We start from the raw sequence: 22,188 nt of genomic DNA on the forward strand, positions 1-22,188 counted from the left end.
TCGAGAGCTCAGCTCACCCCACCCCACCCACCCCCACATTTGGAACTGGATCCACCTCAATCGGACCGTTTGACGTGGATCCGATTCCAAAAGTGGGGGGCTGGGCTGGGCGGGGCGGACGAGGAGTCGGGTCGGGCGCTTCAGCGCAGGACGACGTCCAGCCGCGCGGGGCCCGAGGCCTCGACGGTCCAGCCGAGGTCGCGCAGGGCGTCGGCGAGCGACTCCGCGTCCTTCGCCTCGACGCCCTCGGTGAGCAGCCGGCGCACGATGCGCCCCTTCGTGGCCTTGTTGCTGTGGCTCACGATCGAGCGCTTGCCGTCCTTCTCGGTCAACACGCGCATCGTCACCGATCCGGCGGGCGCCTGACCGAGCGCGACGTAGGTCCCCGACCGCAGGTCCAGGACCAGCTCGCCGTCGGCCAGATCGACCAGCGCGGCCGGCAGGACCGGCTTCCAGCGCGAGGCGACGGTGCCCAGGCGCGGCAGCGTGACCGAGCCGCTCATCCGGTAGGCCGGGATGAGGTCGTGGGGACGCACCAGCCCGAACAGCGCCGAGGCGATCGCGAGGCTCGAGCGGCCTCGCTCGCGGGCGTCCTCGTCGAGTCCGGACCAGTCCAGCTCGCCGTAGAGGACGCCGGTGTAGACCTCGATCGCCGGGGCCGTGGGCTCCTCGCGCAGCCGCGCGTTGCGGACGATGTCGTCGGCCTGCTGCGGGCCGAGGCCGAGCACCTCGGCGGCGCGCTTGGTCGTGCTGAGCCGCACGAGGGCGTTCAGCAGCTGCTCGCGAGTGCGCGTCAGCCGGGGCGACGAGAGCGCCGCGAGATCCAGCGGGGGACCGGCCTGCGGTCGGGTCTTGCCTTCGGACGGGGGGAGGACGATCAGCACGTCGGCGACTTTATGTCAGCCGAGCAGGAGCCAGATGCCGAGGGCCGCGAACAGGACGGCCGCGACGGCGTGCACGGCCCGGACCGGCAGGACCTTGAGGATCTGCTTGCCCAGCAGGACCGCCAGGATGATCGACAGCAGCATGCCCGCGGTGCTGCCGATCCAGACCCAGACCCACGAGTACTGGGTGGCCAGGGTCATGGTGGCGAACATCGTCTTGTCGCCGAGCTCGGCCAGCGTGAAGGCCAGGCCGACCGTGATGAGGGCACGCCGGCTGTGCGGGACGACGGCGATCTCCTCCTCGTCCTCGCTCCCGCGCAGCGACCACGCCGTGATCGCGGCGAACACGAGGAACACGACACCGGCGACGATCTGCAGGACGTGCTCGGGGATGAAGGAGCCCAGCGCCTCGCCGACCAGCGCCGAGGCGAGGTTGATGATCGCGCAGGCGATGCCCATGCCGAGGATCACGGTGCGCGCGCGAAAGCGGGTCGCGAAGGTCATCGCCATCAGCTGGCTCTTGTCACCCAGCTCGGCGACGAACACCAGCGCTGCCGCGATGAAGACGGCTTCCATCAAAAAACTCCTCGTCCACCCGGACGAGGAGCCATGTTTCGCGACGAGCCTCGACCGGGCTCGTCGTACACGAATCCGGCCGAAAGTCTCGTCCGCCAGTTGCCTGGCCCGCTGCACCGGAGACCGAGGCCTCAGTGTGTCGACACAGCGATTGGGGACTACTCCCTTTCGATGCCTCCAGCGTACCGGGCCGGGGGAAGGACCGGTGCGTCGGCATAGGATGGGGGCGCGAATGAGTCGGCCGGGCGGTCGCGGCGTCTTCGGGCGTCGAGGAAAGTCCGGACTCCACAGAGCACGGTGGTGGTTAACAGCCACCCACGGCGACGTGCGGGACAGTGCCACAGAGAACAGACCGCCAGCGGCCACCTCCGGGTGGTGCGGGTAAGGGTGAAACGGTGAGGTAAGAGCTCACCAGCACGGCGGGTGACCGTCGTGGCTAGGTAAACCCCACCGGGAGCAAGACCAAGTGAGCCCCGTTCGCGGGGCCGTGCCGCAGGGCTGCTCGTCCGACGTGGCAGGTGGGTCGCACCGAGGTGTCCAGCAATGGGCATCCCAGATGGATGGCCGCCCCTGCTTCGGCAGGACAGAATCCGGCTTACAGGCCGACTCATTCGCACCCTTCGGTTTCCCGGGGCAGCAGGGCGTCCACGGCGCCACGGGAGTACATGCGCGACGGCGCGAGCGGCCCGAACGCCTCGTGGATCTGCTGCGTGTTGCGCAGGTTGTGGTCCAGCGCGAGCGGAGCGAGCTGCACCGGCGGTCGACCGAAGCGCGCGAAGATCCGCTGGTACTCGTCCGAGTAGACGCACAGTCCTCCGCGGTCCTCGTCGCGCAGCGCCGTGAGCACCGGCTGCCACCAGTCGTCAGCGAAGTCCCGCGCCTCGTCCACGATGATCGCGTCGTGCTTCCGCCCATCCGGCAGACCGTCGGCGAGCTCGGTCATCAGGGCGGGCAGCCGTCGCTCCCAGAAGTCACTGTCGGTGCGATCGCCGTCCGGCGCGCCCCACTGGCGACCGAAGTCGTGGAAGGTGCCGACGAGTTCGTCGCGCCCGTTGCTCAGTTGCTTGGCCTGCTGCAGGGCGAGGACGGTCTTGCCGCTTCCGGCACCGCCGCGCACCTCGACGCGCGTCAGCAACCGCGTGACGCCGAGGATGGTCGCCTGCTCCTGCGTCAGCCGGTCGGCTGTCTCCGCGCGCTCGTCGGCCGCGGCGTTCACGTCGAACGAGGTGGGCAGGCGCCCGGTCAGGATCTCGGCGATGAGGTCCACGTCGTCCTGCGCGCGGCGATGGACGCGCCGTGCTGGGCCCGCCGTGCGTTGTCGACGAGCCGCTCGAGGAGCCCCGCCTGCTGGGAGCGCGGGCCAACCTGGAGGCCGAGTGAACGCTGTTACGCCCGGGACCAGCACGGTGACGACGAACCCGACGAAACCGTTGATTTCCCGAAAAAACCGTTGATTTCGTTGGCCCGCACTCGGTAGCGTCACCAGGAATGAGCCGTCGATCCGAGTGGGGGGACCGCCGTGGAAGAACCGCTCTCGTCGCACGGGCTCGAACGAAGGCGCCTGCTGCTCGGCCTCGGCGCCGCCGTGGTGGCGGGCCTGGCGCCGTCGTCGCTCTGGCGGGTGGCGCCCGCCGACGCCGCGCTGCTCGCCGACCACGTCGCCCCGGGAGGGACGGGGCCGACGTACTGCATGAGCCGGCCGACCTACGACACGATGGCCGGGCTCGCCGCCTGGGTGCTGCCGGGTGACGACGCCTACTCCGCGACCCAGGGCGTCACCGATCCCCGCCCGGGAGCCGTGGCCGCCGGCGCACCGCAGTTCCTCACCATGGCCTTCAACCAGGTGCTGCTCGACCCCACGGCGATCACGCTGCTGCTCGACCGGCTCGCCGACCTCTTCCAGCTGGTCGAGCTGCCCGACGACGTCGCCGCCTGCGAGCGGATCGGCTCGGCGATCGAGCAGGAGGGCGGCGTCCCGCTGGCGCCGGTCATCGTGGCGCTGGTCAACGCCGTGGCCGTCTCGGTCCGCCCGTCGAGCGCAGCGGGCCCGCACGCGGCGCCGTTCGCCCGCCTCAGCTGGGCCGAGAAGGCCGAGACGTGGCGCCGACTCGAGCAGGACGTCCCCCGGCTGCTCAAGCCGCGGTACCCCGCCATGGAGGCGCCGGTCGTGGGTCGGCTCCTCGAGCTGAACGAGACGCTCGGCGGGATCATCGAGTACGCGTCCGGCGTGGCGCCGGTGCTCGCCGGGTTCTTCAGTTACAGCGAGACGCTCGTGTACGACCGTGCCGCCCGGCGGCTGGTGGATCGGCCGATCGGCTGGGACCTGTCGAACCACCTGCCCGGCCGTCTGTGGCCGGTCGACGGATGGGACGAGTTCCGGGGCTACTACCAGGGGAGGTCGAGCGTCGATGCCTGACGTCATCGTGATCGGAGCGGGCGGTGGCGGGCCCGTCGTCGCCAAGGAGCTCGCCCAGCGCGGGCTCGACGTCCTGCTGCTCGAAGGGGGGAGCCGCAACGAGAACATCGACGCCAAGTGGACACGCCTCGAGGACGACGCCAACAACCCGCTCTGGGGCTACCTCCGCTTCGGCGCTGACGACCGGGAGATGCCGTGGTGGCAGCGTGACCACCCGCAGAACTCCCAGGTCTTCCACGTCGCCGGCGTCGGCGGCACGACCGCGCACTACTTCGGCAACAGCCCGCGGACGCCACCGGGCGTCTTCGCCGGGTACGCCGGCCCCGACGCCGGCGCCTACGACACGGAGCACCGCTTCCCCTTCACCTACGAGGAGTTCCGGCCGTACCTGGAGTGGGTCGAGGACACCCTCCCGATCCTGACGGCGCCGATGGGTACGAAGGAGGAGATCTTCTTCCGGGGGTGCGAGCGGATCGGCCTACCGGTGCTCCGTCAGCGCGACACCACCCACGACTCCTACCGCCCCCAGGAGAACGCCATCCTGCAGCCCGAGGGCACCGCCGGCCGCACCACCGACCCGGCGCTGCTCACGTACCCCTTGGCCCAGGGCTGCACCATGTGCGGGGGCTGCCTGCAGGGCTGCAACCTGCCGAGGCAGGCACCGCGAAACCTCAAAGCCAAGCGCTCGACCGACAACAGCTACGTGCCCATGGCCCTGACCGCCGACCGGTGGGCGCCGGGCGGACGCGCCGTGACGCTGGTGAGCGACGCGTTCGTGACGAAGATCCACACGCGCACGACGTTGCTCGGCGGCCCGCAGGCCGTCGGCGTCACCTGGCGCGACACCAGGACCGGTGCGGTCACCCGGGCCGACTCCAAAGTCGTGGTCATGGCCGGCAGCGTCGTGGAGAACCCCCGGCTGTGGCTGAACAGCGGCCTGCCGAACCCGAACGGCTGGGTGGGCCGGGGCCTCACCGACCACGCCCTCGACTGGGTGACCGGGATCTTCGACGAGGACACCGACCAGGACAAGGGCCCGGACTCGGCGTGCCGGGCCGACTTCCCCGGCCGCGGGGCCATCGAGAACGTCGGCCTCGGTCCGGCGGCCCAGGTGCTCAGCATGCTGCTGAGCGACAGCGGCGTCCGCGGCGCCTACGGCAACGGCCGTGGGCTCACGGGGCCGTGGGACGGGAAGACCGGCCGTCCCCTCGGGCTCGAGCTGAAGGACACCATGCGCGACAACAACAAGTTGTTGAACATGCTCATCCTCACCGACGACGACGTCGAGGCGAAGAACCGGGTGCTCCGCTCGCCGCTGCCGCCCGACCGCAACGGTTCGTTGCCCAAGGTCCGCATGTACAAGCGGGTCCGCTCGGCCCGGACGCTGCGCAACCGCGAGTGGCTGGCGGCCAAGGCGGTGGAGCTCATGCGGGCCGCCGGCGCCCGCAAGGTCATCCGCATCGACATGGCGCCGCTGATGCTGCACACGCAGTCGTCGATGCGGATGGGCCACCGCGCCTCCGACTCCGTGCTGAACGCCGACGGCGAGGCCCGGGCGGTGCGGAACCTGTTCGTCGCCGACAACTCGGCGCTCCCCAACAGCGCCGGCGGCGTGAACCCGACGCTGACCACCCAGGCTCTCGCCACCCGCACGGCGGAGAAGATCTTCACCCGTCACTTCGGGGGCGACCCGTGGGTCAACGTGGAGGCCCCGCTGAGCTCGGCCGACGACCGGGTCACGCAAGCGGTGGTCGCCGCCGGGATCACCTGATTTCGAGCTGGGCCGCCAGCGCCGCCGGCTCGGTGACCGGCTGGCGGCAGGCGAACGCCGTGGCTAGGTAAACCCCACCGGGAGCAAGACCAAGTAGGCCCCTCGCGGGGCCGTGCCACAGGGCTGCTCGTCCGACGCGGCAGGTGGGTCGCACCGAGGTGTCCAGCAATGGGCATCCCAGATGGATGGCCGCCCCTGCTCCGGAAGGACAGAATCCGGCGTACAGGCCGACTCATTCGCACCCCCCGGCCCAGCGCCGCGGGCGCGCCTCACTCGATGCCCAGGCGCCTGGCCACCTCGGGGCCGCCCATGTCGCGGATCACCTCAGGATCGCCGACCACGATCAGCTCGTCCGTGGCGCGCGACATCCCCACGTACAGCCGCTCCCGGGAGCGCTCCTGGACGCTCGACTCGTTGACGCACAGCACGACGGCACGCCGCTCGAGGCCCTTGCACCCCAGCACGTGCCCGTAGAAGACGTCGTCGTCGTCGAAGAACGTCTCCCAGTAGCCGCTCTGGTCGTGGAAATCGGTGCGCTCCACCTGGATGGGGTGCCGCCTTCCGGTGGTCAGCAGGCAGACGTTGCCCGCCTTCCACCCCTCGTCGAGGAGCGCGTCGATCGCGTCGTCGGCGACCGCCAGCGCGTCGCCCGCCTCGGCGGGCAGGAAGCGCACGCCCGGACCCTCGCCACCGCGGGCGTACATGCGCGAGGGGGCCAGGGGACCGAAGGTCTCGTGGATCTGGCGCGTGTTGCGCAGGTTGTGATCCAGCACGAGGGGGACCAGGTGCACCGGCGGGCGGCCGAAGCGGGCGAAGATCCGCTGGTTCTCGTCGGAGTACACGAAGAGGCCGCTCTCGTGCTCGTCGCGCAGGGACTTCAGGACGGGCTGCCACCAGTCGTCGGCGAAGTCCTGGGCCTCGTCCACGATGACGGCGTCGTACTTCTTGCTCTGGGGCAGACCGTCGGCCAGCTCCGACATGAGCGCGGGCAGCCGGCGCTCCCAGAAGTCGCTGTCCGTCCGGTCGCCGTCCGGGGCGCCCCACTGCCTGCCGAACTCGTGGAAGGTGCCGACAAACGCCGGCCGCTCCTTGCGGTTCCACGACTGGACCTCGCGCTTGAGGTACTCGGCCAGGCCCAGGGAGTAGCAGAGCATCGCCACGCGCTGGGGCCGCTGACCGCTGCGGCCCTTGGTCAGCTGCTTGGCCTGCTGCAGCGCCAGGACCGTCTTGCCGCTGCCGGCCCCGCCGCGCACCTCGACCCGGTGCAGCAGTCGGGTGACCCCGAGGATCGCGGACTGCTCCTGCGTGAGGCGGTCCGCGGCGGCGGCGCGCTCGTCGGAGTCGGCGTTGATGTCGTACCTCGTGGTGAGGCGCCCGGTCAGGATCTCGACGATCAGGTCCACCTCGTCCGCCGTCGGCGGGAGCTTGCCGTGCTGCTGCCGGGCCGCGTTGTCGCGCAGCCGCGCCACGAGGTCGTGCTGGTCGTCCCGGTCGTGCAGCATCCAGCGGGGACACTCGGGCAGGTCGAACTCGTCATCGAAGGCGGAGTACGGGGTGACGACCGCGTGGCCCCAGGCGACGTGGTTGCGCCGGCTCCACCGCTCGTCGTGGCCCACGTAGTTCCGGATGGCGTACTTGGTGCCGCGCACCTGGTCGACGGGGTGGATGACCGTGGGACGTCCGTTGCGGCTGATGAGCCAGCGGTCCCCGTCGTGCCACACGCTCCCGCCCTTGACCTCGACGACCACGATCCCGACGTCGGGCATCAGCACGACCAGGTCGGCCTCGTGGTCCTTCGTCTCGTCCGTGAGCCGCAGGTTGGCGATCAGGACGTCATCGGGGCCGAGTCCGTCCCGCAGCCGCGTCCAGACCTCCTGCTCGGAGGCGGTCGTGAACTGTGGTGCGGACGGGATCAAGCGAGGCATGACGGCACCATGTCATGGCGCCGCGTCGCTGTCCGGAAGTTCCCGGGACGCGAGCCCGGCGACCCCCCGTTAGCGTGGGGCACATGACGGTTCCCACTCTCACCCTGAACAACGGCGTCCAGATCCCCCAGTTCGGCTACGGCACCTGGCAGGTGCCGCCGGAGACGGCGCAGGACCGCGTGGCCGAGGCGTTGGACATCGGCTACCGGCACATCGACACCGCCCAGATGTACGGCAACGAGGAAGGCGTCGGCGCGGCGATCGCGGCCTCCGGGCTGGGCCGTGACGAGGTCTTCGTCACGACCAAGCTGAACAACAACCGGCACGATCCCGAGCGCGTCGGCCCGGCGCTGGACGAGTCGCTCGAGAAGCTCGGCCTCGAGCGCGTCGACCTCTTCCTCATCCACTGGCCGCTGCCCATGCTCGACATCGACTTCGTCGACACGTGGCGCGCCATGGAGGAGGCCTACGCGGCCGGCAAGGCCCGGGCGATCGGCGTCTCGAACTTCCAGCCGTCGCACCTGCGTCGCGTCGTCCAGGAGGCCACGGTCGTTCCCGCGGTCAACCAGATCGAGATCCACCCGTACTTCACCCAGGACGAGCTGCGCGCGGTGAACACCGAGCTCGGCATCGCCACCGAGGCGTGGTCGCCGCTGGCCCAGGGCCAGGTGTTCGACGACCCGGCGCTGGAGGCCATCGCACGCAGCACCGGCCGCAGCGTCTCGCAGGTCGTCCTGCGCTGGCACCTGCAGCGCGGCGACATCGTGTTCCCGAAGGCCTCGTCGGTCGAGCGGCTGAAGCAGAACTTCGACCTGTTCGACTTCGAGCTCTCCGACGCCGACATGGGCGCCATCTCGGCGTTGGACGCCGGCCGCCGGATCGGCGCCGACCCCGACGAGATGAGCTGGGTCCCCGAAGGCTGAGGTACCAGCGCGCGCCGCGTCTCGATCGGGCACGATGTGCCCATGGCCTACTACTACTGCTTGAAGCACCATGCCGTCGAAGGCGATCACGGTTGCAAGGCCGCCGACCGCATGGGGCCGTACGCGACCGAGGACGAGGCGTCGCGCGCGCTGGAGATCGCCCGCGAGAAGACGAAGGCGTGGGACGAGGACCCGAAGTGGAACGACGACGTGCCCGAGTCGGGCTCGCCTGAGTGACGCTGCGCGACGACCTTCGGTCCCGGCCCTGGCTGATCGCCTGGCTCCTCCTGGTGCTGCCGCTGGCGTGGTGGACCGTGGAGCTCGTCGCGGGCGGGTGGGTCCCGCACGGTGACACCGCGGTGGCCGCCGTGCGGGTCCACGACGTCTTCGGATCGCACACCCCGCTCCTGGGCATGCCGTCGACGAGTGGGCAGACCGTGGCGGGCGTCCACGCCCACCACCCCGGCCCGCTGCACTTCCAGCTGCTGGCGCCGCTGTACGCCGTGACCGGCTACGCCCCGTGGGCCCTGGTCGTGGGGTCGTTCGTCCTGATCGCGGGGTTGCTGGCGCTGGCGCTGGCCGCCGCGGACGTTGCCGGCGGGCAGCGCGGCGTGATCGCGGTCGCCGTCGCGCAGGCGGTCGTGCTCCCGGTGGCGGGCTCGCAGCTCGTCACGCCGTGGAACCCGTGGGTCGCCATGGTCGCCTTCACGGCCGCCGTCACGTGCGGCTGGGCCGTCCTGGTCGGCCGTGGCGGGTGGTGGCCGGCCTTCATCGTGACACTGTCGCTGGCGGCGCAGTCCCATCTGGCCGTCGCGCCGGCGTCGGTCGTGCTGGGTGTGGTCGCGCTCGGCGTCTCGATCGTGCTCTGGCGCGCCGGACGCCTGCGGATGACCCGGGGCACGGTCGTCCTGACCGCGCTGCTGGGCGTCGCCTGCTGGGCTGCGCCGCTGGCGGACGTCGCGACGCGGAGTCCGCACAACCTGGAGCTGCTGCTGGAGGTCGCCGGCGCCGGGGATGGCGCGCCCGTCCTCTCGCTCATGGTGCTCGCGGCGGCCGGCGCGGTGCTGTGGTGGCTCCACCGGCGGGGTGGGGGAGTGGCGTCCGGGAGGCCGTCAGCCGTCGTCCCCTGGCTCGTGATCGCCACGGCCGTGCTGCTGCTGTCGGCGAGCCGCGCCGGCGGCGGACGGGCCGCCTACATCGCCTTCGCCCTGCCGGCCATGCTGGTCCTGCTGACGTGGCCCCTGGTGGGGTGGTGGAGCCGGTCGCGCCACGCCCGGACCGCCGCCTACGGCTTCGCCGCCGCCGTGGCCCTCAGCCTGCTGCTGGTCCCTCGGCCCTTCGACCGGTTCCTCGGCGCGGCCGCCGACCGTGCGGCGCCCGTCGTCGAGCGCGCCCGCGAGGTGGCGCAGGGGATCGACGGGCCGGTCGTGGTCCGCTCGACCGGAGTCTCCGCCTGGGTCGACATCGCTCCTGCGGTGTACGCGGCCCTCGTGGCCGACGGGCGCCAGGTGTACTTCGAGCCCCGGGTCGACGGGCGACGCGAGGACGACTTCCGCCACCCGCGTCACCTGGACGCGCCGCACCGCGAGCTGATCGTCGACAGCCACGCGGACCGGCCCCAGCCGGCAGCGGAGGGAGCCGTGGTCGAGCGGGTCGTGCTGCCGGAGCGGCCGGACACGCCCGCCCTCGGCGGTGACCGGTACGTCGACCTGGTGCTGACCCCCGTGAGGTGAGGGCGACTCAGCTCTCGAAGGCGTGCTCCGGGCCGGGGAAGGTGCCGTCGGCGACCTCGCTCTGGAACTGGTCGACCGCACCGGCGATGATGCCGCGCAGGTCGGCGTACTGCTTGACGAAGCGCGGCGCCTTGCCCGACCGCAGCCCCAGCATGTCCTGCCACACCAGCACCTGGGCGTCGCAGTCCGCGCCGGCCCCGATGCCGATCGTCGGGATGTGCAGCGTGGCGGTGATCTCGGCCGCGACGGGCGCCGGGACCATCTCCATCACGACGCTGAAGGCGCCGGCATCCTGCACGGCCAGGGCGTCGTCGATGAGCTTCTGCCGGGCGTCGCCACGGCCCTGGACGCGGTAGCCGCCCAGGTTGTGCTCGGACTGGGGCGTGAAGCCGATGTGCGCCATCACGGGGATGCCGCCCTCGGTGAGCTTGCGGATCTGGGGAGCCATCTCGGCGCCGCCCTCGAGCTTGACCGCGTGTGCGAGGCCCTCCTTCATGAACCGGACACCGGTGTCGTAGGCCTGCTCGGGCGAGCGCTGGTAGGAGCCGAACGGCAGGTCGGCGACGACCAGGGCGCGCCGGACCGAGCGCGTGACGCCCTTCGTCAGGGCGAGCATCTCGTCCACCGTGATCGGCAGGGACGACTCGTAGCCGTAGACGTTGTTGGCGGCGGAGTCACCGATGAACACGACCGGGACGCCGGCCTCGTCGAAGATCTGCGCCGTGTACTGGTCGTAGCTGGTGAGCATGACCCACTTGTGCCCCTCGGCCTTCCACTTCGCGAGGTGGTGGGTGCGGACCTTGCGCACGTCGGGCGAGGTCGTGGGACGGGAACCGTAGGGTGCGGGCTCTTCAGTCATGGCGATCACAGTAGTCCCCGGCGAGTAGCGCGATCGGCCCGTAGACTGCCGAAGTCCTCGACCCCGTCCCGCAAGGAACCCGTGCCGACTTCGACCGCCTCGATCCGCGACCGGATCGGCCGCCGCCTCGCCGTACGCGAACACCCCTGGTTCTGGGCGGTCTTCGCCGTGCTGCTGGTGCCGATCGTCTTCTGGTTCTTCTCGCGCCTGGGTGAGGGCTGGCTGCCCCAGGGCGACGACGCGATGATCGCCACCCGCGCCCATGACGCGTGGACGGGTCACTGGCCCCTGGTCGGCATGCGCTCGACCAGCGACCAGACGGTCGACGGGGTGTTCGCCTATCACCCCGGGCCGCTCGAGTTCTACGTGATCGGCCTGCCGTACCTGCTGTCCGGATGGCAGGTGTGGGGCCTGCTGCTCGGCTGCGCGCTGGTGCTGGCGGCGTTCGTCGGCGTCTCGCTGTGGTCCGGGTACCGGGCCGCCGGCCGCCCCGGACTCCTCGTCATGGCCGCCGCGACGGTCACGCTCTACGGGCTGTTCGGCTCGGTGCTGGTGCTGCCGTGGAACCCGTGGCCGACCGTCTTCGGGCTGCTGGCGAGTCTGGCGGTCGCCTGGCGGATGCTGCTGGGTCACCGCGGGCTGTGGCCGCTGTTCATGGTGTGCGTCAGCTGGACCGGTCAGGCGCACCTGGGCGTCACCCCGGTCGTGGGGCTGCTGGGCGTCTGGATGCTCGCGCTGACCATCCGGCGCTGGTGGCGCGGCTACCGCAGCGCGCCCGGCGCGGTCGGCAAGACCTTGATCGTCACGCTGGTGTGCTGGCTGGGGCCGCTGATCGAGGTGGTCACCTACTCGCCCAACAACGTCGGCGAGATCCTGGCGCTGACCACGGCCGAGAAGACCGAGGACACCCCGAGGGGCGAGGCCTGGGTCCACCTCACCCAGATGATGTTCCCGTGGACGCGCCAGTGGCGTGACGTGGGCGAGGTCACCTGGCCCGCCGTCGTGCTGCTGGCGCTCGGCGTCCTCGCCGTCGCGTGGCGGGCCCGCGACCGCCGCCACCGGCGCCGGATCGACCCGAACATCGACGCCGCGACCAGCGCGGTCGTCGTGGGACTCTTCGCCCTCGCCGCGTGCTTCTGGGCCGGGACGCGCACCGGCGGCGACCTGCGCATCGGCTACCTCGACTTCACGATGGCCGGGCCGGTCTTCTTCACCGCCGCGGTCGCCCTGTGGGCCTTCCACCGGGCCCGGCTGACGCTGGAGCAGCGCGGCGAGACCCCCGAGCGGCTGCGCAGCCTGGGCCGCTACGCCACGGTGGCGGCGCTGCTCCTGCCGGTCGTGGGGGCGACCGCGGGCTGGGCGTCGGTGCGCACGTTCGTCGAGTCGGGCAACGAGGTCAACACGAAGCAGGCGCGGCTCGTGCTCGACGACCTCGTGCCCATCCTGCAGAAGTGGCCGTACGCCGATCTGCCCGTCGAGGTCGAGGGTGTCGGGTTCACCGCCTGGGGCAGTGTCGGACCGGCGGTCTCGCACCAGCTGATCGTCGAGGGACGCTCGGTCTACTACGAGTCCTGGTGGCCCAAGTCCGCCGACGACGACCACCGCCGGCCGCGCGACATCGACGGCCGGCGGGTCGTGGTGCGACTCGAGGAGCGCGCGGGCGACACCGGCTGGGCCGATCCGCAGGAGCCGGCCGACGAGACGTTCACCTACCCGCTGCTGACGGACGAGGGCGACGGCGAGATCCGCGTCCTGGTGTCCATCCGCGACGAGTGAGCCCGGCCGGTCGGCTCAGAGCTGCTCGCGCCAGCGGCTCGTGATCGGCACGCGCCGGTCACGGCCGAAGTTGCGCTTGCTGATCTTCGGGCCCGGCGGGTACTGACGACGCTTGTACTCGGCCCGGTCGACCAGGGTGACGACCTTCTCGACGATCTCGGCGTCGAAGCCCTCGGCGACGACCTCGGCCGAGCTGAGATCACGCTCGACGTAGGCGTCGAGGATGCCGTCCAGCACGGGGTAGGGCGGCAGGCTGTCGGAGTCGCGCTGGCCGGGACGCAGCTCGGCCGAGGGCTCCTTCGAGATCGTGTTCGGCGGGATCGGGGGCGTCTGGCCCTGGGACTCGGCCCACGCGTTGCGCCACTTCGCCAGCTCCCACACGATCGTCTTGGGCACGTCCTTGATCGGCGCGTACCCGCCGACCGCGTCGCCGTAGATCGTCGAGTAGCCGGTGGCCAGCTCGGACTTGTTGCCGCACGCCAGCACCAGGTGGTTCTCGGCGTTCGACAGCCCCATCCAGATCACGGCGCGGATGCGGGCCTGCAGGTTCTCCTCGGCGATGCCCTCGAGGTGCAACGCCTCCTGGTAGGCGTCGAAGATCGGCGCGATCGGGATCGTGCGCAGGTCCAGGCCCGTGCGCTCGGCCTGGTCCGCGGCGTCGGAGCGCGAGTGATCGGTGGACCACTTGCTCGGGTTGGAGACGCCGAAGACACGGTCCGGTCCGAGGGCGTCGCAGGCGATGGCCGCGACGAGCGTGGAGTCGATGCCGCCGGACATGCCGAACAGGACCGAGCGGAAGCCGTTCTTCTCGACGTAGTCCCGCAGGCCCAGGACGATCGCCTGCCAGCGCTCGCCGAGGTCGTCCCACCGCTCGGCCACCGAGGGCTCGACCGGCTCGTACGCCGGCAGCGGCTCGCTGCTGATGATCGTGCGCTCGACCAGCAGCCCTTCGAAGCGGGTGCCCGGCGCGGGCATGGGGGCGGTGGCCCCGGGCAGGTCGAGGTCGACGACCAGCAGCTCGGTCTGGAACTGCGCGGCACGCGCGACCAGCTGTCCCTGCGGGTCGACCACCAGGGAGTCGCCGTCGAAGACCAGCTCGTCCTGTCCTCCGACCAGGTTGGCGTAGGCCAGGGCGCACTCGCCCTCGATGGCACGCCGGGCGCACAGCTCGAGGCGCTCGTCGTCCTTGGCGGCCTCGTACGGCGAGCCGTTCAGCACGACCAGCAGGCCGGCCTCGGCGGCCTTCGCTGCCTTGGAGGGGCCCTCCTGCCAGATGTCCTCGCAGATCGCGACCGCGACGTCGACGCCGTGCACCTGCACGATCTGCAGTCGCTCGCCGGGCACGAAGTGGCGGAACTCGTCGAACACGCCGTAGTTGGGCAGGTGGTGCTTGTCGTAGCGCGCGACGACCGCGCCGTCGTGGATGATCGAGGCCGCGTTGACCGGCGCGTTCTTCGGGACGCCGAGGCGGTCGGGGATGTCGCGGGCGCGGTCGAGGTGCCCGACGATCACGACGAGGTCCTGCAGACCCTCCTGGGCCAGCTGCTCGCTCAGGGAGGCGACGGCGCCCTGCGAGCGGTCGATGAAGGACCGGCGGTAGGCGAGGTCCTCGATCGGATAGCCGGTCAGCGCCATCTCCGGCGTGACGAGCACGTGCGCCCCGGCGGCATGCGCTTCACGCGCCTGCTGCAGGACGAGCTCGAGGTTGCCGTCGACGTCTCCGACGACGGGGTTGACCTGGGCGAGAGCGAGACGAAGTTGAGGCACGGGACCCAGCGTAGGAACTTCCGCACCGGTTCGCCGCGCGGGTGACGGAGTCGATGGTGGGGCGGACGCCAAACCTGCGGTCGGTCGGACCGGGCGCGGCCCTACACTGACCGCATGAGTAAGCAGGAGGACTTCGTCCTACGCGCGATCGAGGAGCGGGACGTCCGCTTCGTCCGGCTGTGGTTCACCGACGTGCTCGGCTCGTTGAAGTCGGTGGCCATCGCCCCGACCGAGCTCGAGGGCGCGTTCGAGGAGGGCATCGGCTTCGACGGCTCGGCCATCGAGGGCTTCGCCCGGGTGCACGAGGCCGACATGCTGGCCAAGCCCGACCCGACGTCGTTCCAGATCCTGCCGTGGCGCGGCGAGACCCCGGCGACCGCGCGGATGTTCTGCGACATCGCGATGCCCGACGGCAGCCCCTCGTACGCCGATCCCCGCTACGTGCTCAAGCGCGCGCTGGCCAAGGCGTCGGACGCGGGCTTCACCTTCTACACGCACCCCGAGATCGAGTTCTTCGTCTTCAAGAACAAGCCCGATCCCGGCACGCGGCCGGTCGCGGTCGACGACAGCGGCTACTTCGACCACACGGCGCAGGGCGCGAGCCAGGACTTCCGCCGCGAGGTCATCTCGATGCTCGAGGCGATGGGGATCTCGGTCGAGTTCAGCCACCACGAGGGCGGCCCCGGCCAGCAGGAGATCGACCTGCGGTACGCCGACGCGCTGTCGATGGCCGACAACATCATGACGTTCCGCACGATCGTGCGTGAGGTTGCGCTGAGCCAGGGCAAGTGGGCGTCGTTCATGCCCAAGCCGTTCACCGACCACCCCGGATCGGGCATGCACACGCATGTCTCGCTGTTCGAGGGCGACGAGAACGTCTTCTACGAGGCCGGCGCCAAGTACCAGCTCAGCAAGACCGGCCGTGCGTTCATCGCGGGCATCCTGCACCACACGCCCGAGATCACCGCCGTGACGAACCAGTGGGTCAACTCCTACAAGCGTCTGGCGTGGGGCGGCGAGGCGCCGAACTACGTGTGCTGGGGCCACAACAACCGCTCCGCGCTCGTGCGGGTGCCGATGTACAAGCCGCACAAGTCCGGCTCGGCCCGCGTGGAGCTGCGCGCGCCCGACTCGGCCTGCAACCCCTACCTGGCCTACGCGCTGATCCTGGCCGCGGGCCTCAAGGGCATCGAGAACGACTACCCGCTGCCGCCCGAGGCCGAGGACGACGTGTGGTCGCTGAGCGAGAACGAGCGCCGCGCGATGGGCATCTCGCCGTTGCCGCGCAACCTCGACGAGGCGATCCGCACGATGGAGACCAGCGAGCTGGTCGCCGAGACGCTCGGTGAGCACGTGTTCGACTTCTTCCTGCGCAACAAGCGAGCCGAGTGGCAGGACTACCGCTCGCAGGTGACGCAGTTCGAGATCGACCGTCTCATGCCGGTCCTCTAGGCGCCGCCGTGTCCCGATCCCGGTTCGCCGACCCCGAGACCGCCAGCGCCAACCTCGCCCGACTGGGGGCGGTGTCCGCGGAGTTCGTCGAGCAGATCTCGGCCGTCGCCGACCCCGACACCGCGCTGACGTCCCTCGTGGCGCTGGCCGAGACGGACGACGGCCGCAGCGTGATCGAGGCGCTGGACGGCGACCCGGTCCTGCGCCAGCGGGCCATGGTGGTGCTGGGCACGAGTCGCGCCATCGGCGACTTCTGGCGGCGGCACCCGCAGTACGTGATGGACCTCGTCGGCGAGAACCTGCTCGAGCGTCCGGCCACCGAGCCGGAGTACCGCGACTGGCTCACCGACGCGACCGACCCGGACGCGCTGCGGGTGCGGTACCACCGCGAGCTCGCGGCCATCGCCGCGCGCGACCTCAACGCGCACACGACGTTCGCCCAGTCGTCGGCCGAGCTGTCCGACCTCGCCGTCGCGACGCTCGAGGCGGCCCTGCGGATCGCGGTGGCCAACGAGCCCGAGGCCGACCTGGTGCGGCTCGCGGTCATCGCCCTGGGCAAGACCGGCGGTCACGAGCTGAACTACGTCAGCGACGTGGACGTCATCTTCGTCCACGAGCCGGCCGAGGGCGCCGACGACCACCGCGCCTCCGCGGTGGCCGCACGCCTGGCCTCGGCGATCATCCGGATCTGCGGCGAGCACACGGCCGAGGGCACCATCTGGGAGGTCGACCCGAACCTGCGGCCCGAGGGCAAGCAGGGACCGCTGTCGCGCACCCTGGCCAGTCACATCGCCTACTACGACAGGTGGGCGGTCACCTGGGAGTTCCAGGCTCTGCTCAAGACCCGGTACGCCGCGGGCGACCGCGAGCTGGCCGACCAGTACCTGGCGGCACTGCAGCCCTTGGTGTGGAAGGCCGCCGAGCGGGCGGACTTCGTGCCCGAGGTGCGTCGGATGCGCCGGCGCGTCATCGAGAACATCCCGGCCGCCCATCGCGACCGTCAGCTCAAGCTCGGCAGCGGCGGTCTGCGCGACGTCGAGTTCGCGGTCCAGCTGTTGCAGCTGGTCCACGGTCGCGTCGACGAGCAGATCCGCAGCCCCAACACGCTGGAGGCGCTCAGCGCGCTGACCGAGCGCGGGTACGTGGGCTGGCGCGACGGCTCGGCGCTGGAGGAGTCGTACGAGTTCCTGCGTGCGCTCGAGCACCGGTTGCAGCTCTTCCGGCTGCGGCGCACGCACCTCGTGCCCGAGGACCCCGACGACCTGCGCCGCATCGGCCGCAGCATGGGCTTCGCCACGAACCCGGCCGACAACCTGGTCAAGGAGTGGCAGGCGCACCGGCGGATCGTCAGCCGTCTGCACGAGAAGATCTTCTACCGCCCGCTGCTCGAGGCGGTCGCCTCGCTGCCCGAGGACCGGCTGCGGCTGAGCACGCAGGCCGCGGAGGACCGGCTCGCCGCCCTCGGCTTCAGCGATCCCCGCGGCGCCATGGCACACATCAGCGCCCTGTCCTCGGGGGTCACGCGCCGCGCGGTGATCCAGCGCTCGCTGCTCCCGGCGATGCTCAGCTGGTTCGCCGAGTCGCCGCAGCCCGACGCGGCGCTGCTGGCGTTCCGGCAGATCTCCGAGGAGCTCGGCGACTCGCCCTGGTACCTGCGCAAGCTGCGCGATGAGGGCACCGGCGCCCAGCAGTTCGCCCAGATGCTGTCCTCCAGCACCTATGTCACCGACCTCATCCGCCGGGCGCCCGACGCCGTGGCGCTGCTCGGTGACGACGAGGCACTGGTCCCGCGCGAGCTGGAACGTCTCGACACCGAGATGACGCTGGCGGCCAGGCGACACCCGATCCCCGACGGCGCGGTGCGCGCGATCCGGCGCATCCGGCGCCGCGAGCTGTGCCGCGTGGCGATGTCCGACGTGCTGGGCCGGCTGGACATCACCGAGGTCGGCGAGGCACTGACCTCGATCAACACCGCCACGATCGCCGCCACTCTGCGCACGGCGGAGCTGGCGTGGTCCATCGATCACGACCGGCCGGTGCCGACGCGCAACGCGATCATCCTCATGGGGCGGCTCGGCGGCCACGAGGCGGGCTACGGCTCCGACGCGGACGTCATGTTCGTGCACGACCCGATCGCGGGCGCCGATGTCGACGAGGCCAAGGCGTGCGCCCTGTGGGTTGCGCAGCTGATTCGCAAGATGCTCGGCGCGGCCGGTGCCGACCCCGCGCTCGAGATCGACGCCGGACTGCGGCCCGAGGGCAAGAACGGACCCCTCGTGCGGACCTTCGACGCCTACGCGGCCTACTACGCGAAGTGGTCCGACACGTGGGAGGCCCAGGCCCTGCTGCGTGCCGAGGCCGCCATCGGCGACCCCGAGCTGTGCGAGCGGTTCACGGCCCTGATCGATCCGCTGCGCTATCCCGAGGACGGCCTGTCGACGACCCAGGAGCGTGAGATCCGGCGCATCAAGGCCCGGGTCGACTCCGAGCGACTGCCGCGCGGCGCCAACCCGAACACCCACCTGAAGCTGGGCCGTGGCGGCCTGGCGGACGTCGAGTGGACGATCCAGCTGTTGCAGATGCAGCACGCCCATCGCGTGCCGGAGCTGCGCACGACCCGCACGCTGGCCGCGCTCGAGGCAGCGGCCGAGGCCGGCCTGCTGTCCACCGAGGACGCGCAGGCGCTCATCGAGTCGTGGCGCCTCGTCGCGCGGATCCGCAACGGCGTGGTCCTGTGGCGCGCCAAGCCCGCCGAGTCGATGGTCGAGACCGCCATGGACCGTGCCGGCCTGGCCCACCTGCTGGGCATCGGTCAGGACCACACCGAGGAGATGGTCAACGACTACATGCGCATCACGCGGCGGGCGCGCCAGGTCGTCGAGCGGGTCTTCTACGAGTGAGGGGCCGGAGCCAGGGGGAGCGGCCGCGGCGGCGCTAGCCTGAATCCATGCACTTCCGGTTGCTTCCCCTGCTCCTGACCGTGGGCCTGCTCTCGGCCGTCCCCGTGGCGGCGTCCGCCGGGGCCAACCTCGCCGCGCCGAGCGCCGCGCCGACGTCGGCCCCCGCGCCGCAGCGCATCGTGATGACGCAGCGGCCGCAGGTGAAGGGCACGGCCCGCTTCGGCCGCACGCTGAAGCGGACGGTGGGGCGCTACTCGGTGGGAGGGCTGCGGTTCCGCACCCAGTGGCTGCGCGATGGCAAGGCGATCAAGGGCGCCACCCGCGCCTCCTACAAGCCCCGCGTCCGCGACGTCGGGCACACGATCGCGGTCCGGGTGACGGTGAGCCGTCCCGGGTACACCACCATCGCGCCGCGGTCGCCGCGCAGGACGGTCAAGCACGTGCGCGACGTGCGCAAGACCGTGAAGTACTCGGTCAAGACGAACGGCACGATGACCACGAGCGTCCCGGCCTTCCGGCGTCAGGTCCAGCAGATCCTGGACGACCCCCGGGGCTGGCGAGCGGCCGGCATCGCGTTCAAGCGGGTCACGTCGGGCGGCTCGATGACGATCGTGCTCTCGCAGGCCTCGCGGGTGCCCACGTACTCCAGCGGATGCTCGTCGACGTGGAGCTGCCGGGTCGGCCGCCACGTCATCATCAACCAGGAGCGCTGGAAGCACGCCTCGCCGGCCTGGAACAAGTCCAAGAGCACCACGCTGCTGGGCTACCGGCACATGGTCGTGAACCACGAGGTCGGTCACTGGCTCGGCTGGAATCACGCGTCGTGTGGTGGCAAGGGCAAGAAGGCGCCCGTGATGATGCAGCAGTCGAAGGGCCGGAACGGATGCACGTTCAACCCATGGCCGAAGCCCTCCGAACGCAACGTGCCCCGGTACCGCTAGGGCACCGGGGCACGCACGCGCGTGGACGAGATCAGCTCATGATGGAGGCGCAGGTCTTGTTGCTCTCGAACGCCTTCTTCAGCTCGGCGTTGGTCGCGCTGAGCTCGGCCAGCGGGCCCTGGTAGCTCGAGGACTCCGCCAGGGACGCGCCGACCTGGGTCAGGGTGGTCTGCATCTGCTCGGAGTTCTTCGGATCGGCCTTCTTCAGGCGCTTGATGACGCCCTGGAGGGTCCGTGAGCCGTCCGAGACCGACTTCTTGGCCTTCTCGTAGGCGGCGGCGTCGACCTCGGGGGGAGCGCCGGCCTCGTCGAGAACCTTGGCCTGGGCATCAAGGCGGTCGCGGAGGGTGCGCAGGAATTGGACGATCTCCTGCTTGGACTCGGCGGCGGTGGTGGCCGCTTCGGTGTCAGGCGGCGAGATGGCGGCGGTCGTCGGCTCCAACGCCTCGCACAACGACTGGGCCCACTTGTCCTGGGGCGTCGCCTGGGCCTTCGGGTCCTCGTCGGAGCTGCCCGTGCACCCACTGAGTGCCAGACCGAGTGCCGCCAGGGCCAAGGTGGCCCGGGTCGTCCTGTTCATGGTGTGCCTTTCGGTGTGTTCGGAACTGAGGAAGGGCCCCGCCGCAACAGCGGCGGGACCCTCCCCGGTATTCAGTTGGTGATGATCAGACTGCTCAAGGAGCGAGCGTGGCGCTGATCTTGTTGCCGCTGCCCGACGCGAAGACCGACAGGACCGGCGTCAGCAGACCGCAGCCCTGGAGCTTCGCGATCGAGTACGTACCGGTCACCGAGCCACCCCTGAGGGGATCGAAGCGGCCGGTCGACGACAGCGGGATGTCGGACGGCGACGACGTCTTGCACTGCGCGCCGCCACCGATCTTCAGACCGAACGACTTGACCGTCGGGATGAAGATGTCGACCTTCGAGTTGGCCGTCAGCTGACCGTTGCTCAGGTTGATGGCACCCGTGGTCTTGCCGACCGACTTGAAGGTGAGATCCGCGTCGACGGGCAGGAAGCCCAGGGCCTTCAGCTTGGCCGTGGTCTTGTTCAGCGTCAGGTCGGCGACGAACTTGCCGCTGGCCAGATCGAAGTCAGCCGCGATCTTGCCCGTGAGCGGGGCGGTGCCGTTGCCGGCCTTGATCGTGGTGCTGCCCTTCAGGTTGAACGTGACCTTGACCGGCTCAGCAGTCGGCTGCGTGGTCGGCTGCGTGGTCGGCTCGGTGGTCGGCTCGGTGGTCGGCTCGGTGGTCGGCTCCGTGGTCGGCTCGGTGGTCGGCTCGGTGGTCGGCTCGGTGGTCGGCTCCGTCGTCGGCTCGGTGGTCGGCTCGGTGGTCGGCTCGGTGGTCGGCTCGGTGGTCGGCTCGGTGGTCGGCTCGGTGGTCGGCTCGGTGGTCGGCTCGGTGGTCGGCTCGGTGGTCGGCTCGGTGGTCGGCTCGGTGGTCGGCTCCGTGGTCGGCTCCGTGGTCGGCTCGGTGGTCGGCTCGGTGGTCGGCTCGGTGGTCGGCTCCGTGGTCGGCTCCGTGGTCGGCTCGGTGGTCGGCTCCTCGGTCGGCGTGACGGCGATCGAGCCGAGGGTCAGGTCGGCAGGACCGGTGCACCGCAGCGTCGAGTCGACCGGGCCATCGGGGGTGGTGATGGTGGCCGTGATGGAGAACGCCGCCGGCATGCCGACGACGACCGTTCCGACCGCGTTGTCCGGGGTCGTGATCGCCGGCACGGTGCCGGACGCCGGGATGATCCACGGCTCGTTCACGACCTGCGGGATCGCCGTGTCGGGCGCGCCGAGGTTCGGGATCGCGATGGTCTGGGTCTCACCAGCGGTGGTGATGGTGACCGCGGAGTCGGTGGACGTACCCGAGGCCGACGTGCCACCGAGGAGACCTGCCGTGGAGCTGCGCAGCAACTCAGGCAGCGTCAGGGTGATGGTCACCGGAGTCGGGGGAATCACCTCGCCGGGCGAGACGGCGTCGGGAACGGACGTCTCGGCCAGGACGTTGATGACGTGCGTGCCGAGGCCCAGGCCGCCGGCCCGCACCACACACGTGTAGTCAAAGTTCTCCTCGAGGTCCGCGGCATTGGCGCCCGCGGCTCCGATCACTGTGAGGGTTCCTGCGCTGAGGGCTGCAACTGCCCCTGTCGCCAGGACCCTTCCGGTTGTTGTCATCTTCTTCACAGGGTGTCCTTCTATGGGAGTTGGGCCGACTCCGCTGAGGGCGCGAGAGGTGCTCTCGGGAGAGTTGGCTGTGACAGACACCACACAACTT

Annotated in this window: 17 protein-coding genes and 1 other RNA gene; 10 read left to right on the forward strand and 8 right to left on the reverse strand. The window is 70.9% G+C overall.

Annotation, left to right across the window (positions count from 1 at the left end):
- Positions 1–140: 140 nt before the first annotated feature.
- Together NP095_RS05395 and NP095_RS05400 are read right to left on the reverse strand one after the other, a co-directional pair.
- Positions 141–884 carry a YaaA family protein gene (locus NP095_RS05395; protein ID WP_232417014.1) on the reverse strand — a complete coding sequence of 248 codons (744 nt, stop codon included), beginning with the start codon at positions 882–884 and terminating at the stop codon, positions 141–143.
- A gap of 15 nt (positions 885–899) precedes the next feature.
- Positions 900–1,460: a TMEM165/GDT1 family protein gene (locus NP095_RS05400; RefSeq protein WP_232417013.1), complete on the reverse strand. Its 561-nt coding sequence runs from the start codon at positions 1,458–1,460 to the stop codon at positions 900–902.
- A gap of 233 nt (positions 1,461–1,693) precedes the next feature.
- Here NP095_RS05400 and rnpB point away from each other — a divergent pair.
- Positions 1,694–2,074, forward strand: an RNA gene (rnpB, locus tag NP095_RS05405) — RNase P RNA component class A.
- Here rnpB and NP095_RS05410 read toward each other — a convergent pair.
- Positions 2,068–2,727 (reverse strand): DUF2075 domain-containing protein, encoded by a 660-nt coding sequence (locus NP095_RS05410; RefSeq protein ID WP_232417012.1) that lies wholly within the window; start codon positions 2,725–2,727, stop codon positions 2,068–2,070. The two genes, rnpB and NP095_RS05410, sit on opposite strands and share 7 nt — an antisense overlap.
- Positions 2,728–2,979: 252 nt before the next feature.
- Here NP095_RS05410 and NP095_RS05415 point away from each other — a divergent pair, with 252 nt between their 5' ends.
- Both NP095_RS05415 and NP095_RS05420 read left to right on the forward strand, forming a co-directional pair.
- Entirely contained in the window at positions 2,980–3,876 is an 897-nt protein-coding gene (locus NP095_RS05415; RefSeq protein WP_232417011.1) for a hypothetical protein, read from the forward strand.
- Positions 3,869–5,647 carry a GMC oxidoreductase gene (locus NP095_RS05420; RefSeq protein ID WP_232417010.1) on the forward strand — a complete coding sequence of 593 codons (1,779 nt, stop codon included), beginning with the start codon at positions 3,869–3,871 and terminating at the stop codon, positions 5,645–5,647. The genes NP095_RS05415 and NP095_RS05420 overlap by 8 nt, the downstream gene beginning before the upstream one ends.
- Positions 5,648–5,916: 269 nt before the next feature.
- Here the strand turns inward: NP095_RS05420 and NP095_RS05425 are convergent, their stop codons facing one another.
- Positions 5,917–7,572 (reverse strand): nuclease-related domain-containing DEAD/DEAH box helicase, encoded by a 1,656-nt coding sequence (locus NP095_RS05425; RefSeq protein ID WP_232417009.1) that lies wholly within the window; start codon positions 7,570–7,572, stop codon positions 5,917–5,919.
- A gap of 83 nt (positions 7,573–7,655) precedes the next feature.
- Between NP095_RS05425 and NP095_RS05430 the strand changes: the two genes are divergently transcribed.
- The 3 genes from NP095_RS05430 to NP095_RS05440 are packed head-to-tail and all read left to right on the forward strand — an operon-like array spanning position 7,656 to position 10,228.
- Positions 7,656–8,495 carry an aldo/keto reductase gene (locus NP095_RS05430; RefSeq protein WP_232417008.1) on the forward strand — a complete coding sequence of 280 codons (840 nt, stop codon included), beginning with the start codon at positions 7,656–7,658 and terminating at the stop codon, positions 8,493–8,495.
- Between the two features lie 42 nt (positions 8,496–8,537).
- Positions 8,538–8,732 (forward strand): hypothetical protein, encoded by a 195-nt coding sequence (locus tag NP095_RS05435; RefSeq protein WP_232417007.1) that lies wholly within the window; start codon positions 8,538–8,540, stop codon positions 8,730–8,732.
- Complete coding sequence (locus NP095_RS05440; protein ID WP_232417006.1) at positions 8,729–10,228, forward strand: hypothetical protein; 1,500 nt, start codon at positions 8,729–8,731, stop codon at positions 10,226–10,228. Before NP095_RS05435 ends, NP095_RS05440 begins: the two co-directional genes overlap by 4 nt.
- Positions 10,229–10,235: 7 nt before the next feature.
- Here the strand turns inward: NP095_RS05440 and panB are convergent, their stop codons facing one another.
- On the reverse strand, positions 10,236–11,087 hold the full coding sequence (gene panB, locus NP095_RS05445; RefSeq protein ID WP_232417005.1) for a 3-methyl-2-oxobutanoate hydroxymethyltransferase: 852 nt from the start codon (positions 11,085–11,087) through the stop codon (positions 10,236–10,238).
- An 81-nt stretch (positions 11,088–11,168) separates the two neighbouring features.
- Here panB and NP095_RS05450 point away from each other — a divergent pair, with 81 nt between their 5' ends.
- Positions 11,169–12,863 (forward strand): DUF2339 domain-containing protein, encoded by a 1,695-nt coding sequence (locus tag NP095_RS05450; protein WP_232417001.1) that lies wholly within the window; start codon positions 11,169–11,171, stop codon positions 12,861–12,863.
- A gap of 15 nt (positions 12,864–12,878) precedes the next feature.
- Here the strand turns inward: NP095_RS05450 and NP095_RS05455 are convergent, their stop codons facing one another.
- Positions 12,879–14,630, reverse strand: coding sequence for an NAD+ synthase (locus NP095_RS05455; protein ID WP_232416999.1), 1,752 nt, complete (start codon positions 14,628–14,630; stop codon positions 12,879–12,881).
- 114 nt (positions 14,631–14,744) lie between these two features.
- Between NP095_RS05455 and NP095_RS05460 the strand changes: the two genes are divergently transcribed.
- From NP095_RS05460 to NP095_RS05470, 3 genes are read left to right on the forward strand one after another with little or no spacing between them, the layout of a single operon-like run.
- Positions 14,745–16,082, forward strand: a complete 1,338-nt coding sequence (locus tag NP095_RS05460) for a glutamine synthetase family protein (protein WP_154595345.1) — start codon at positions 14,745–14,747, stop codon at positions 16,080–16,082.
- 8 nt (positions 16,083–16,090) lie between these two features.
- Positions 16,091–18,982, forward strand: a complete 2,892-nt coding sequence (locus NP095_RS05465; RefSeq protein ID WP_232416997.1) for a bifunctional [glutamine synthetase] adenylyltransferase/[glutamine synthetase]-adenylyl-L-tyrosine phosphorylase — start codon at positions 16,091–16,093, stop codon at positions 18,980–18,982.
- A gap of 47 nt (positions 18,983–19,029) precedes the next feature.
- On the forward strand, positions 19,030–19,923 hold the full coding sequence (locus NP095_RS05470) for a DUF3152 domain-containing protein (RefSeq protein ID WP_232416995.1): 894 nt from the start codon (positions 19,030–19,032) through the stop codon (positions 19,921–19,923).
- Between the two features lie 31 nt (positions 19,924–19,954).
- Here NP095_RS05470 and NP095_RS05475 read toward each other — a convergent pair whose 3' ends face one another.
- Positions 19,955–20,503 carry a flagellar protein FlgN gene (locus NP095_RS05475; protein ID WP_232416993.1) on the reverse strand — a complete coding sequence of 183 codons (549 nt, stop codon included), beginning with the start codon at positions 20,501–20,503 and terminating at the stop codon, positions 19,955–19,957.
- Positions 20,504–20,597: 94 nt separating this feature from the next.
- Positions 20,598–22,022, reverse strand: a complete 1,425-nt coding sequence (locus tag NP095_RS05480; protein ID WP_256766121.1) for a DUF6801 domain-containing protein — start codon at positions 22,020–22,022, stop codon at positions 20,598–20,600.
- Positions 22,023–22,188: the final 166 nt, after the last annotated feature.

It is taken from the genome of Aeromicrobium duanguangcaii (assembly GCF_024508295.1).
Classification (GTDB): Bacteria; Actinomycetota; Actinomycetes; order Propionibacteriales; family Nocardioidaceae; genus Aeromicrobium; species Aeromicrobium duanguangcaii.